This is a genomic window from Stenotrophomonas sp. Ste96 (assembly GCF_024519495.1).
GTDB classification, from domain to species: domain Bacteria; phylum Pseudomonadota; class Gammaproteobacteria; order Xanthomonadales; family Xanthomonadaceae; genus Stenotrophomonas; species Stenotrophomonas bentonitica_A.
The window spans coordinates 1,244,225-1,257,104 of the sequence record NZ_JALJRX010000001.1; the positions used below are offsets into that span (position 1 = coordinate 1,244,225).

Annotated in this window: 12 protein-coding genes; 3 read left to right on the forward strand and 9 right to left on the reverse strand. The window is 66.0% G+C overall.

Features of this window, described 5'->3' with window-relative positions:
• Positions 1 to 81: 81 nt before the first annotated feature.
• Genes OC373_RS05645 through OC373_RS05665 form a run of 5 tightly spaced genes read right to left on the reverse strand, consistent with a single transcriptional unit; the run spans position 82 to position 5,189 of the window.
• Positions 82 to 2,070, reverse strand: coding sequence for a type IV pilus secretin PilQ family protein (locus OC373_RS05645; RefSeq protein WP_261997232.1), 1,989 nt, complete (start codon positions 2,068 to 2,070; stop codon positions 82 to 84).
• A gap of 20 nt (positions 2,071 to 2,090) precedes the next feature.
• On the reverse strand, positions 2,091 to 2,627 hold the full coding sequence (locus OC373_RS05650) for a pilus assembly protein PilP (RefSeq protein WP_019183883.1): 537 nt from the start codon (positions 2,625 to 2,627) through the stop codon (positions 2,091 to 2,093).
• Positions 2,624 to 3,298: a type 4a pilus biogenesis protein PilO gene (locus tag OC373_RS05655; RefSeq protein WP_019183882.1), complete on the reverse strand. Its 675-nt coding sequence runs from the start codon at positions 3,296 to 3,298 to the stop codon at positions 2,624 to 2,626. Before OC373_RS05655 ends, OC373_RS05650 begins: the two co-directional genes overlap by 4 nt.
• Positions 3,295 to 4,131, reverse strand: coding sequence for a PilN domain-containing protein (locus OC373_RS05660; protein ID WP_261997233.1), 837 nt, complete (start codon positions 4,129 to 4,131; stop codon positions 3,295 to 3,297). The genes OC373_RS05655 and OC373_RS05660 overlap by 4 nt, the downstream gene beginning before the upstream one ends.
• A complete protein-coding gene (locus tag OC373_RS05665) occupies positions 4,131 to 5,189 on the reverse strand; it encodes a pilus assembly protein PilM (RefSeq protein WP_019183880.1) in 1,059 nt (352 codons plus the stop codon). The genes OC373_RS05660 and OC373_RS05665 overlap by 1 nt, the downstream gene beginning before the upstream one ends.
• Positions 5,190 to 5,412: 223 nt before the next feature.
• Here OC373_RS05665 and OC373_RS05670 point away from each other — a divergent pair, with 223 nt between their 5' ends.
• The gene (locus OC373_RS05670) at positions 5,413 to 7,842 is read left to right on the forward strand and encodes a penicillin-binding protein 1A (RefSeq protein WP_261997234.1); all 2,430 of its coding nucleotides are present in this window, start codon (positions 5,413 to 5,415) and stop codon (positions 7,840 to 7,842) included.
• Positions 7,843 to 8,028: 186 nt separating this feature from the next.
• Entirely contained in the window at positions 8,029 to 8,676 is a 648-nt protein-coding gene (locus OC373_RS05675; RefSeq protein WP_019183878.1) for a hypothetical protein, read from the forward strand.
• A gap of 25 nt (positions 8,677 to 8,701) precedes the next feature.
• Here the strand turns inward: OC373_RS05675 and OC373_RS05680 are convergent, their stop codons facing one another.
• Entirely contained in the window at positions 8,702 to 9,466 is a 765-nt protein-coding gene (locus tag OC373_RS05680) for an alpha/beta hydrolase (protein ID WP_261997235.1), read from the reverse strand.
• 95 nt (positions 9,467 to 9,561) lie between these two features.
• Here OC373_RS05680 and OC373_RS05685 point away from each other — a divergent pair, with 95 nt between their 5' ends.
• A complete protein-coding gene (locus OC373_RS05685) occupies positions 9,562 to 10,338 on the forward strand; it encodes a helix-turn-helix transcriptional regulator (RefSeq protein ID WP_070425828.1) in 777 nt (258 codons plus the stop codon).
• 65 nt (positions 10,339 to 10,403) lie between these two features.
• On the opposite strand, the gene OC373_RS05690 is transcribed toward OC373_RS05685, so the two are convergent.
• The 3 genes from OC373_RS05690 to OC373_RS05700 all read right to left on the reverse strand — a co-directional run bounded on the left by OC373_RS05690 (position 10,404) and on the right by OC373_RS05700 (position 12,826).
• Complete coding sequence (locus tag OC373_RS05690) at positions 10,404 to 10,769, reverse strand: NirD/YgiW/YdeI family stress tolerance protein (RefSeq protein WP_261997236.1); 366 nt, start codon at positions 10,767 to 10,769, stop codon at positions 10,404 to 10,406.
• A gap of 202 nt (positions 10,770 to 10,971) precedes the next feature.
• Positions 10,972 to 12,249 carry a citrate synthase gene (locus OC373_RS05695; protein WP_019183874.1) on the reverse strand — a complete coding sequence of 426 codons (1,278 nt, stop codon included), beginning with the start codon at positions 12,247 to 12,249 and terminating at the stop codon, positions 10,972 to 10,974.
• A 316-nt stretch (positions 12,250 to 12,565) separates the two neighbouring features.
• Positions 12,566 to 12,826 carry a type B 50S ribosomal protein L31 gene (locus OC373_RS05700; RefSeq protein WP_019183873.1) on the reverse strand — a complete coding sequence of 87 codons (261 nt, stop codon included), beginning with the start codon at positions 12,824 to 12,826 and terminating at the stop codon, positions 12,566 to 12,568.
• Between the last annotated feature and the right edge of the window lie 54 nt (positions 12,827 to 12,880).

Genomic DNA, 12,880 nt, shown 5'->3' on the forward strand with positions numbered 1-12,880 from the left:
CGCTGGTTACGACATCAAGATTGGCTGAACGCAGAAAGGGCCGCACGCGGCGGCCCTTTCGTCATTGCATGCGGGTGCGTATCAATTCACGGCCGGGGTGGTCCGGGACACGCGCAGCACCTTGGGGGTCACGAACACCAGCAGTTCGGCCTTGTCCTTGTTGCGGCTGCGCTTCTTGAACAGATTGCCCAGGAACGGCACGTCGCCCAGGAACGGTACCTTGTTGACGCTGTTGCGGTCGGTGAACTCATACACGCCACCGATCACCACGGTCTGGCCATCATCGACCAGCACGGCGGTGTTCACCTCCCGGCGGTTGATGGTCGGCACGGTGCCGTAGCCATCCAGGACGATGTAGCTGTCCACTTCATCCTTCTTGACCGCCATGTTCAGGAACACGCGGTTGTCGTTGGTGATGGTCGGGGTGACCTTCAACTCCAGCACCACTTCCTTGAACTGCACGTTGGCCTGGGCCACACCGCCGGCACCGCCACCGCTGATGGTGACGTAGCCGATTTCCTTACCCTGCTTGATCACCGCTTCGCGCTGGTTGGTGGTCACCACGCGCGGGTTGGAGATCACTTCGCCGCGGGATTCTTCCTGCATGGCCGACAGTTCGACGTCCAGCAGATAACCGGCATTGAGGATCGACAGCGCCAGCGAGCCGGGGCTCTTGAGCGCGTCCACCGGCAGGTTCCAGTTCAACCCGCTGTTGATGGTGGACGGTGCACGGACCGGGATCGCGCCGGTGCGGCCTCCGGCCACCCACTCGTTGATGGCCTTCTGGTACTCGAAATCCTTGGCCGCACGGTCGTTGATGTTCTTGCCGTTCTGTCCGAGGTCGCCGCTGAAGTACACGTTGTCGCGGCTGCCGCTGATGCCGAACTTCGCGCCGAGCTCGCGTGCGAAGGTATCGGTGGCGATCACGATCCGGCTTTCGATCAGCACCTGGTCCACCGGACGGTCGATCACGTTGATCAGCTCGCGCATCCGCGCGATCTTCTTCGGGATGTCGCTGATCATCAGCGTATTGGTGCGCTCGTCGGCCACGATCCGGCCACGCGAGGACAGGAAGCCACTTTCTTCCTGCGAATTGCTGCCGCTGCCACTGCCGCCGCTGCCGCTGTTGCCGCCGCCGATACCCTTGGCCTCGGTCAGCGCTTTGAAGATCACCGCAGCGTTGTGGTAGTTGATCTGGATGTAATCGGTGACCAGGTCCTCGCGATTCTCGATCGCGATGCGCGCGTCTTCCTTGTCCTGCTCGAACTTGGCCAGCTCCGGCTGCGGTGCAACCCAGATCACGCCGCCATCGCGGCGCTTGTCCAGGCCCTTGGCGCGCAGCACGATGTCCAGCGCCTGGTCCCACGGTACGTTGATCAGGCGCAGGGTCACGTTGCCCTGCACGCTGTCGGAGGCGACCACGTTGAGGTTGGATTCCTCGGCCACCAGCTGCAGCACGGTACGTACCGGCACGTCCTGGAAGTTGAAGGTCACCGGCTTGCCGCTGTAGCCGCGCTGGGCGACGGACGCCGCCGCCTGGCTGACCGTGGCGGCATTGACCGCACCGGTTGCCGGGGCCGCCTGGCGCGGGCTGATCTCCACCACGTACTCGTTGCCGCTCTGGTAGGCCAGCGATTCGAACGCGGTGTTGGTGTTGAGCACCAGCTGGGTGCCGCCGCCATACGGCTTGGCGTCGATACGCTGCACCGGGGTGGCGAAGTCGGTCACGTTGATCGGCTTCTGCAGGCTTTCCGGCAGGCGCACATTACCCACGTCGATGACGACGCTGTTGCCCTGGCTGCGCAGATCCGGGCTGGCGCCCTGACCGTCAAACTGCAGGATCAGCCGGCCGGCGCCATCGTCGCCGCGCTTGAAGTCGATCTTGGACACCGACAGCGAGGCCGGCGCAGTCGCCGGCGCGGTGGTGGCCGCCGGTTTGGGCACGGCGCCGCTGGGCGTGGCCGCCATCAGCGTGCCGTTGGCCACCATGAGCGCGACTCCCAGCGCGCACAGGTGGATCAGCTTCTGCCGCCGGACCGGACGCAGCCGCAGGGCGTTGGAAAAGGTCATCGTGCTATCCCCATAATCATTCATTGATCTTCAAGCGCGAGCGTTGCCGGCCGTTCCAGCCAGCCACCCGCGCCATCCGGCACCAGTTCAATCAGCTCAATCCGGTCCTCGAAGACCCCGGTCACCCGCCCGTCGCTCTGCCCCAGATAGACGCCCGGACGCACCCGATAGGTGACCTTGTCCGGTGCCATCACCAGCACGACGAGTCCGCCCCCACGGCCGATCGAACCCACCATGTCCAGGCTGTCCAGCGGGAAATCTTCCAGCGGCTCCTTGCGGCGGTTCGGATCCGGACGCAGCCCCGATCCCCCTTGCGGATTGGTCCAGGCGTCGGTGAACGGGTCGCGCATCCCCTGCGCGGAATACTCAAACGTCTCGAACTGCTGCATCACCGGCAACGGTTCAAGCGGCGGTGCCGGGCGTGCACGCACGTCGGCCACCCACTTTTCCAGGTTCGGTGCATCGCCGGGCGTGCTGGTCACGCCGCGGGCGCAGCCGGCCAGCAGCACCACGCCCAACAGGCCGCATACCCGTGCGGTCGGGTTCAAGCGGCTCATTTCCGGCCTCCCTTGGCGGCCTTTTCCTGCTCGGCAGCGGCTTTCTCCTGGGCTTCCATCTCCACGTCATCCAGGTAACGGTAGGTCTTGACCGTTCCGGACAACTCCAGCGCACCGCTGCGGGCGGTGATGCCGGTCTTGGGATCCTTGGGCTTCAGGTTGATGTCGTGCATGGTCAGGATGACCACGCGCGGCAGCGAGGCCACGCCACTGACGAAGGCACCGAACTGGTGGTAACTGCCCACCATGCGCAGGGCGATCGGCTTCTCGGCGTAGAACTCCTTGGGCTGCTCGGCACCGGGCTGGAACAGCTCGTTGGCCAGCCCGCTGGAGAGCGCCGTCTGCGAGATGTCGATGATCAGGTCCGGCATTTCGGTCTTGCTGGGCAACTGGCGCAGCATCTGCTGCAGCACCTGCTCCATCTGGGTCAGCTGCTGCTTGAGCGGCTCCAGATTGACGGCACGGCCCTGTTCTTTCTCGAACTCGGTGCGCAGCTCGGCTTCCTTGTTGACCAGGGCCGAGAGCTCGTCGCGCTTGCCGCTGATCAGCAGGAACCAGCCCATGACCACGATGAACAGCGCAAGGACGACGCAGAACACGACCTTGGCCTGCTGCGGCCAGTTGCCGATGTTGTTGAAGTCCAGCTCTTTGAGGTTGATCTTCTGGCTCATTGCTGGCTCCCCTCCGGCGCATTGGCAGGCGCCGGCGGAGGTGCGGGCGGCGTGGTCGGAACAATGCGGCTACCGGCCGGCTTGGCCGGTGCGGCTGCGTCCGGAGCGGCGGACCCTGCCGGTGCGGCGGCCGGATCCTGCGATGGCGCGGCCGGGGCGGCGGACAGCGGGGCGACCGGGGCAACCGGCGCGGCGGCGGATGGTTCTGTGGTATCGACCACCGGACCATCCGCGGACAGGGCGGCATCCCTCTGTGCGGGCAGGTTCACCTTGACCACGAACATGTACGGCAGGGACTTGATGTCCAGCAGCTGCCCGGGGGCGGTGGAGGTCTTCTCCTTGTCCGGCGCCTTGGCCTCGATGATCGACAGCTCCGGGTTGGTCATCCAGCCCGAGCTTTCCAGGTTGCGCATGTAGGCACTGACGCGCGCATTGGACTGCGTGCGCCCTTCCAGGGTCAGCACGTCGCCTTCCTGCTTGAGCGTGGTCAGCACCACCCCGTCCGGAATGGTCCGCACCAGCGCATCGAACAGATGCACCATCTGCGAGCGCTTGGCCTGCAGTTCCTCGATCACGCCCTTGCGGGCCAGCAGGCGGTCCTTCTGGCGGTCCAGGCGTTCGATTTCCTTGTTCTGCTCCTTGACCTTGTCGATCTCGGCCTGCAGGAAGGTGTTGCGATCCACCTGCCCGCTGACCTGGCGGTCGTAATAGAACCAGATCAACAGCGACAGCAGCAGACCGCCGATGGCGGCGGCACCGAGCATGGCGTAGAAGTCGCGCTGGCGTTGCTTGCGCCGCTCGGCGCGCCAGGGCAATAGATTGATGCGCGCCATCAGTCAAAGCTCCTCAGCGCCAGACCGGTGGCGATCATCAGCGCCGGGGCGTCCTGGGCCAGGGCGTGTGCCTGCACCTTCGGGCCCAGGGTCATCTGTGCCAGCGGGTTGGCCACCACGGTGGCCACGCCCAGCTGCTCTTCCACCATGTCCGGCAGGCCGGTCAGGGCCGCGCAGCCGCCGGCGAGCACGATGTGGTCGACCCGGTTGAACTCGCTGCCTGCATAGAAGAACTGCAGCAGGCGACTGATCTGCTGGACCGTGGCTTCCTTGAACGGCTCGAGCACTTCCATCTCGTAGCTTTCCGGCAGCCCGCCCTGGCGCTTGGCCAGGCCGGCCTCTTCATAGGTCAGCCCGTAACGGCGCATCACTTCGTCGGTCAGCTGCTTGCCGCCGAACACCTGTTCGCGGCTGTACAGGCTGCGGCCGCCACGCAGGACATTCAGGGTGGTCATGGTGGCGCCGATGTCCACCAGCGCGACCACGCCATCACTGGCCACCGGCAGCTCGCTGGCGACCAGGGCAAAGGCGTTCTCGACCGCGAAGGCCTCCACGTCCATGACCCGCGCCACCAGCCCGCCCAGCTCCAGTGCCGACTGGCGCAGCTCGACGTTCTCTGAACGCGAGGCGGCCAGCAGCACCTGGACCATTTCCGGGTTGTTCGGAATCGCACCCAGCACTTCGAAGTCGAGGTTCACTTCCTCGATCGGGTACGGGATGTAGTTGACCGCCTCGAGCTCGACCTGGGCTTCCATGTCGTTCTCGTCCAGGTCGGCGGGCATCGGGATCAGCTTGGTGATCACGGCCGAGCCGGCCACGGCTGCCGCCGCATGGCGTGCCTTGGTTCCGGAGCGGTTCACGGCACGTCGAATGGCCTCCCCGACCGCTTCGACCTCCACGATGTTCTTTTCCACGACCGCATTCGGCGGGAGTGGTTCCACAGCGTAATGTTCCACGCGGAAACGATTGCCGCTGCGGGATAACTGCAACAGCTTTACTGCAGTCGAGCTGATATCGACGCCGATAAGAGGCGACTGGCTTTTTGGGATAAGCCCCACGGTTTCTCCCCTGCCGATGGGCACTTGGACGCAGAACCTGCGACCGCGCATTAATAACGTTTTTTTTGCAAATCGCAACCGTCAAGCTGTAAAACGGGCATCACTGCTCGTTTCACGCGTCCCCAGACGGTGATCGACTGCTCTCCCCGGGAACACCCCCAGCCGTTCCCTTGCGTAATCTATACTCTGCGACCACGAAATTCGCAATCGGAATCTGTCACTGATGACACGTCTTCGCCGTTGGCTGCGCTGGATGCTGGTCGCGTTCCTGGTCCTGGCATTGATCGGCGCCGCGGTTGCCGGCGGCCTTTACTACGCCGTCTCCTCCAAGCTCCCGGACGTGCAGACCCTGCGCGACGTCGAGATGCAGGAGCCCATGTACGTCTATGCCAGCGATGGCAAGCTGATGGCGGTGTTCGGCGAGACCCGGCGCACCCCCATCACCATGAAGGACGTCCCCGAGCGCCTCAAGCAGGCCTTCCTGGCCACCGAGGACGCGCGCTTCTACGAGCACGGCGGCGTGGACTACAAGGGCATCGGCCGCGCGGTGTGGCTGCTGGCCACCACCAACGACAAGCGCGTGCCCGGTGGTTCGACCATCACCCAGCAGGTGGCCCGCCAGTTCTTCCTGAGCTCGGAGTACAGCTACACCCGCAAGCTGGCCGAGATCCTGCTGGCGCGGAAGATCGAGAGCGAGCTGAGCAAGGACGAGATCTTCGAGCTGTATCTCAACAAGAGCTTCTTCGGCAACCGCGCCTACGGCGTGGCCGCCGCGGCCGAGTTCTACTACGGCAAGAAGCTGGGTGAGCTGGACCTGGACGAAATGGCCTCGCTGGCCGGCATCCCCAAGTTCCCCTCCAGCGGCAACCCGCTGAGCAACCCCGAGCGCGCCCGCGAGCGCCGCGACTTCTATGTGCTGCAGCGCATGGCCAGCCTGGGCTTCATCTCCCAGGCCGAGGCGGACGCGGCCAAGGCCGTGCCGATGCACGCCACCGCGCATGAGCCGCCGCTGCAGGTGGAGGCCCCGTACGTGGCCGAGCTGGTCCGCCAGGAAATGATCGCCCGCTTCGGCGGCGACGTGGTCAACAAGGGTTACCACGTGACCACCACGATCAACGCCGAACTGCAGACCGCGGCCAACCTCTCGGTGCGCGACGGCCTGCTGGCCTACGACCACCGCCACGGTTGGCACGGCGTGGAGCAGCACGTGGAGGTCCCGGCCGACGCCGATGCCGCCGCGCTGGCCACCAAGCTGTCCGGCATTCCGGCGCAGACCGGCCTGCTGCCGGCGATCGTCGCCGCCACCGCGGCCGATGGCAGCGCCACCGTGGTGCTGGGCAACCGCAGCGAAGTGGTGCTGCCGGCCAACGCCGCGCGCTGGACCAGCAAGACCCCGGCCAAACTGGTCACCCGCGGCGACATCGTACGCGTGCGCGCCGGCGAGAAAGAAGGCGAGTGGCTGCTCGACCAGATCCCGCGCGGCCAGGCTGCGCTGGTCTCGCTGGATGCCGAAAACGGCGCACTGAAAGCGCTGGTCGGTGGCTTCAGCTTCTCGGGCAACAAGTTCAACCGCGCCACCCAGGCGCGCCGCCAGCCGGGCTCGAGCTTCAAGCCCTTCATCTACGCGGCGGCCTTCGACAAGGGCTTCAACCCGGCCTCGATCGTGCTCGACGCCCCGGTCGTGTTCCGCGACCGCCGCGGCAAGACCTGGTCGCCGCAGAACGATGGCGGCGGCTTCCGTGGCCCGATGCGCCTGCGTGAAGCGCTGGTGCAGTCGCGCAACCTGGTCTCGGTGCGCCTGCTCGACGGCATGGGCGTGGACTACGCGCGCAAGTACATCAGCGAATTCGGCTTCGCCGAGGCCGAGCTGCCGCCGAACCTGTCGATGTCGCTGGGCACCGCGTCGCTGACCCCGCTCTCGGTGGCCCGCGGTTACGCGGTGTTCGCCAACGGCGGCTCGCGGGTCGATACCTGGCTGATCGATCGGGTCACCGACCGTGATGGCGTGGAAGTGTTCAAGGAAAACCCGGCTGTTGCCTGCCGCGATTGCGCCGGCAACAGCGGCGTGCCGGTCAGCCAGGTGGTGGACGGGTTCAACTTCGGCTCCGCGCCGGCGGCAAACACCGCACCGGCCAAGCCCCAGCAGGCGACCGCCGCTGCCGAGGCACCGGCCCCGGTGCCGGTCAACCCGGATGCCAAGGTCGCGCCGCGCGCGATCGATGCGCGTACCGCCTACCAGCTGAACTCGATGATGCGCGACGTGGTCCAGCGCGGCACCGGCACCGCGGCCAAGGTGCTCGGCCGCGAGGACGTGGGCGGCAAGACCGGCTCGACCAACGATCACCGCGATGCCTGGTTCTCCGGTTTCGGTGGCCCGTACGCGACCACCGTGTGGGTCGGCCGCGACGACTTCCGCTCGCTCGGCTACCGCGAATACGGCGGCCGCGCCGCCCTGCCGATCTGGATCGAGTACATGCGCGTGGCGCTCAAGGACACGCCGATCGCGCAGAACGAGCCGCCGTCGGGCATGGTCCAGGCCACGCTCAACGGCGCCACCGAGTGGGTCAAGGTCGAAGACATGGAGAAGCTGGAGGAGTACGACTTCAACAGCCACACCCCGCAGGCCGACGACGCCGCATTCGATATCTTCTGACTGCGTGCGCCGGGTACGCCCGGCGCCCCCTCCTGCGTATCGTCCGCCCCATCGCCCCGGTAGAGCCACCCCATGGGTGGCTGCACGCAATCCCTGATCGCAGGCACAGCCACGCATGGCGTGGCTCTACCCGCCTGTCACATCGCCGGTGTACATTGCCGTGCAGGTCGCCAAGGAGTACCGGTCATGCATCGAGCCCGTCAGCATGCAGCCACGCAGACCCGTGAGCGCCGCCACCAGTTGGCGCATGAGGCCGCCCGCCTGATGGCCGAGGGCGGCATCCGCGATTACCACCAGGCCAAGCTCAAGGCCGCGACACGGCTCGGCATCCATGACGATGCCTCCCTGCCCCGCAACACCGAGATCGAAGACGCCCTGCGTGAGTACCAGCGCCTGTTTGCCGGTGCCGACCATGGTGCGCAGCTGCGCCAGCGCCGCGAGGCCGCCCTGCGCGCGATGGAGTTCCTCAAGGCGTTCTCGCCGCGCCTGTGCGGCCCGGTGCTCGACGGGACCGCCGATGCCAACAGTCCCGTGCAGCTGCAGGTGCACAGCGACGATGCCGATGCGGTGCAGCGCTTCTTCGACGAACACGGCATCCCGGCCGAATCGCGTACGCGCCGGCTGCGGCTGGACCGCGAGCGCAGCCTGGATGCACCGGTCTGGATCTTCAGTGCCGAAGCGCTGACGTTCGACATCGCCGTGCTGCCCTACGATGGCCTGCGCCAGCCGCCGCTCTCGGCCATCGATGAAAAGCCGATGCGGCGTGCCTCGGCGGCGCAACTGCGCGAGCTGCTGGCCGACAGTGAGATCGAGGGGTACCTCGGCAGCCGCTGAGGTCCCCCTGCTCCGGTGGGCCAGGTCAGGCATCGCCGAACGGGGCGAGAAACCGCTCGATGGCCGTGACCAGGGCCAGCGGGGTTTCATTCATCGGGTAATGCCCGGCGTTGCCCAGCACTTCGAGGGACGCGTGCGCATAGCGGCGCAGGTACGTCCGCTCCATCAGCGCAGCGTTGAACACCGGATCGTGCTCGCCGACCAGCACCTTCACTGGATGTCCGCCCACGATCCCGGCACTGAAATCGGTGTCGGCCCACGCCGGGAAATAGGCTGCGAACGCCTCCGCCGAGGCGCGCTGCATCGAGTACTGCGCCTTCCAGTCCAGCCATGTGCCGGGCAGCCGCCCGCCGGTGCTGCGATCGATGATGCCGCGACGGATCTGCGCACTGCCCGCTGCCGCCTCCAGCAGTCGTCGCGTCGGCGGCTCATGGGCGATGCCCCCACAGGGTACCGGTGCAACCGCGACCAGCGCACGCACACGGTCCGGTGCGAGCACCGCGATGCGCTCGATGGCCATGCCACCCATGGAATGGCCGATCACGCTGAAGGTGTCGATGCCCAGCGCATCGGCCAGGGTGAGCGCGTCCGTGGCGATCTCCTCGATCGTGAATTCGCCGCGCGCATCGTGCATGCCACCGTAGCCGCGGCAATCCATGAAGACGTAGCTGAACACATCGCCGGACAGCCACGGCTCGATCGGCGCGAACGCATGCGCGTCGCCGAACCAGCCATGCAGCACCAGGACAGGGTGCGCGCCGGTGCCGACGCGGTGAAAGGTATTGGCCATGGCTGCAGCATCAGGAAGGAAGCGGGGGGGTGATGCTAAGCCGGCCGCGCATGGCCCGCCTTCGATGCCAGGTCAATGACGATAGAATCCGGGCCATGCGCAACGCCCTGCTCGATCCCTACGAAGACCTCCCGCGCGCCGTGGTCGTTACCGCGAACGACCATGCCGCCGGATCGGTCTTCCCGGCACACGCGCACCGGCGCGGCCAGTTCGCTTTCGCCTCGCGCGGCACCATCAGCCTGAGCACGTCCGAGGGGCACTGGCTGGTACCGCCGCAGCGCGCATGCTGGGTACCCGCGGGCATCACGCATGCGATGACCATGCGCGGCCCGGTCACGATGCTCAATGTGTTCGTGGCCGCCGAGGAAGTCGCCGCGGTCCAGTTGCCTGCGCGCTGCGGCGTCTACGGCGTCTCGCCGCTCCTGCGGCATCTGCTGGACGATGCAATCGACCTGCCGGCGATGTACGACCAGCGCGGTCGCGCCGGCCGGCTGATGCAGCTGCTCGTCGCAGAAATGGCCGCCATGCCGCGCCTGTCCCTGCATGCACCGCTGCCCTGCGAGCCGCGCCTTGTCCGCGCCTGCCAGCAGGTATTGGACCGGCCTGCGATCACGACGGGCCTGGACCAGATCGCCGCCGACGCCGGCATGAGCCGGCGTACCTTCACGCGCCAGTTCCGCGTGGAAACCGGGGTGAGCTTTGCCGAATGGCGCCAACAGGTCTGCCTGCTCGCCGCGATTGAACGGCTGGGTCACGGCCAGCCGGTCACCCGGGTCGCACTGGACCTGGGCTACGCCAGCCCCAGTGCGTTTTCATCGGCGTTCCGGCGCGTGCTGGGGACATCGCCCAGCCGCTACGCTCACACCCGCTGACACGCGGGACTGCAGGCAGAACGCCCCGGGGTGCGGGGCGCCAGGCAGTCCGGCGGTTCAGCGGCTCAGCGCGGGCCGACGATGCTTACGTGCTCCACATCGATATCGGTGGGCTTGAAGCGATGCGTATCCACTTCGCCGTGCAGCTCCACCACCGTCGTCGCGCTCACCGCCTGGTGGGCGGGCAGATCCTTGTCATCGATCTCGACATCGATCTCGCCGGTGGCGTCCTTGAAGCGATAGCGCTCGTGCCCGATCTTGGCGATCAGCGCGCCGCGCAGCACGACGGGCTGGTCGTCACGCTGGCTGCGGGCTTCCGCCACCGTGGTGACGGCGCTGGTGGCGCCCGGGCCGGTGTACTGGGCATGCGCACCGGGACTGAACACACTCACCGGTACGGCGAGGGCAAAAAGGGCAATCAGACGGTTCATCTGGACTCCATGCTGTGGGGGTATGACCAAGGGTGTACCTCGACGGCCGTGACGCCCATGCAACATGTACGAAAAGAGGTGTTTGCGACGCGAAGAGTCAGAAGCGGTTCATGCCACTGATCCAGTGGTCACCGTCCGGCACCGCCGGGAAAAGAAAACGCCCCGCGATGCGGGGCGTTTTCATCATGACCTGCGGGGGCGATCAGCCCTGGTAGTCACGCACGTCGCTGCCGGTGTAGACCTGGCGCGGACGGCCGATCTTCATTTCCGGATCAACCTGCTGTTCCAGCCAATGGGCGACCCAGCCGGAGGTACGGCCCAGGGCGAACATGACGGTGAACATTTCGGTCGGGATCTGCAGCGCCTTGTAGATGATGCCGCTGTAGAAATCGACGTTCGGGTACAGCTTGCGGGCGACGAAGTAGTCATCCTGCAGCGCGGCCTGCTCCAGCTTGACGGCCACGTCCAGCAGCGGATCCTGCACGCCCAGCTGTTCCAGCACCTTGCCGGTCATCACGCCGATGACCTTGGCACGCGGGTCGAAGTTCTTGTACACGCGGTGGCCAAAGCCCATCAGGCGGAAGCCGGAGGTCTTGTCCTTGGCCTTGAGCACGGCCGACTCGACGTTGTCGGCGGTGCCGATTTCTTCGAGCATCTTCAGCACGGCTTCGTTGGCACCGCCGTGGGCCGGACCCCACAGCGCGGTGACGCCAGCGGCGACCGACGCATACGGGTTGGCACCGGTCGAACCGACCAGGCGCACGGTCGAGGTCGAGGCGTTCTGCTCGTGATCGGCGTGCAGGATGAACAGCAGATCCAGTGCCTTGACCACGTCCTGGTTCAGCTCGTAGGTGCCATCGGCCGACTCGAAGGTCTGCTTCAGGAAGCGGCTGACGTAATCCAGCGAGGTGTCCGGCTTGTTGGCCGGCAGGCCCTTGCCGTGGCGGTAGATCAGGGCCGACAGGGTCGGCACCTTGGCGATCAGGCGCACGGCGGCGTGGCGACGCTGTTCGGCGTCGGACAGATCCAGCGAGGCGTGGTAGATGCCCGACAGCTGCGCGATGGCGGCGGTCAGGATGGCCATCGGATGGGCATCCTTGGCGAAGCTGCCGATCAGCGTGTTGATCGACGGATCCACATCGGCCTCGGCGGCCAGCTCGTCGGTGAAGGCCTTCAGCTGCTCGGCGCTCGGACGCTCGCCGTTGATCAGCAGGTAGGCCACTTCGACGTAGCTCGACTTTTCCGAGAGCTGCTCGATGGGATAGCCGCGATACAGCAGCACGCCCTTGTCACCGTCGATGTAGGTGATGGCGGACTTGCAGCTGGCGGTGGCGGTGAAGCCGGAGTCGTACGTGAAGAGACCGGTTTCCTTGGTCAGCTTCGAGATATCGACGCAATCGTTGCCGAGCGTGGGTTTGATGACTGGCAGAACAACCGACTTGTCGCCGGCGTTGAGCGTGACCTGATCAAGATCGGACACTGTGTGCGCTCCTCGAGGGAAGGCGCCCGCCCAAGCGCATGGGTCAGGCACGTGAAGGAAGTCCACGATCGTTATCGTGGATCCCGCCATTATCGCACAGCAACATTTTCGACGCCCTAGGACGGAAGTCGTAGACGCAGGTTCCGGGTCGCGGCAAAGGCGCTGTTGCAGTCGTCCCAAGGCATGGCGCCCGATCACGGACACAGCGTTCCGTCGGCGGGGCACACGGGCCTCACCTGGCGTTCAGCAATCCGGAAACAACAAAAAACAACGGCCGCCAAGGCGACCGTTGTTTTCATGCAGCTGCGTTGACAGCTCAGGCCGCGGTCGGCGCCGGCTTGCCGAAACGCTTCTGGAACTTGTCGATACGGCCGCTGGTGTCGATCACCTTGTGCTTGCCCGTGTAGAACGGATGCGAAGCCGAGGAGATTTCAACCTTGACGAGCGGGTACTCGTTGCCGTCTTCCCACTTGATCGTGTCCTTGGTGGACATGGTCGAACGGGTCAGGATCTTGAAATCAGAGGTAACGTCGTGGAAAACCACGTCGCGGTAAGCAGGATGAATATCGGCCTTCATGGGCGCGCACCGTAATAAGGGCTGGTGGTCAAGAGCGGCATTATAGTCCCGGCC

What these genes read in the sequence shown, in the direction of transcription:
- OC373_RS05660 (WP_261997233.1), bottom strand. Translation starts at nt 4,131, where the DNA reads ATGGCGCGCATCAATCTATTGCCCTGGCGCGCCGAGCGGCGCAAGCAA.
- OC373_RS05700 (WP_019183873.1), bottom strand. Translation starts at nt 12,826, where the DNA reads ATGAAGGCCGATATTCATCCTGCTTACCGCGACGTGGTTTTCCACGAC.
- OC373_RS05645 (WP_261997232.1), bottom strand. Translation starts at nt 2,070, where the DNA reads ATGACCTTTTCCAACGCCCTGCGGCTGCGTCCGGTCCGGCGGCAGAAG.
- OC373_RS05685 (WP_070425828.1), top strand. Translation starts at nt 9,562, where the DNA reads ATGCGCAACGCCCTGCTCGATCCCTACGAAGACCTCCCGCGCGCCGTG.
- OC373_RS05675 (WP_019183878.1), top strand. Translation starts at nt 8,029, where the DNA reads ATGCATCGAGCCCGTCAGCATGCAGCCACGCAGACCCGTGAGCGCCGC.
- OC373_RS05690 (WP_261997236.1), bottom strand. Translation starts at nt 10,769, where the DNA reads ATGAACCGTCTGATTGCCCTTTTTGCCCTCGCCGTACCGGTGAGTGTG.
- OC373_RS05680 (WP_261997235.1), bottom strand. Translation starts at nt 9,466, where the DNA reads ATGGCCAATACCTTTCACCGCGTCGGCACCGGCGCGCACCCTGTCCTG.
- OC373_RS05655 (WP_019183882.1), bottom strand. Translation starts at nt 3,298, where the DNA reads ATGAGCCAGAAGATCAACCTCAAAGAGCTGGACTTCAACAACATCGGC.
- OC373_RS05650 (WP_019183883.1), bottom strand. Translation starts at nt 2,627, where the DNA reads ATGAGCCGCTTGAACCCGACCGCACGGGTATGCGGCCTGTTGGGCGTG.
- OC373_RS05670 (WP_261997234.1), top strand. Translation starts at nt 5,413, where the DNA reads ATGACACGTCTTCGCCGTTGGCTGCGCTGGATGCTGGTCGCGTTCCTG.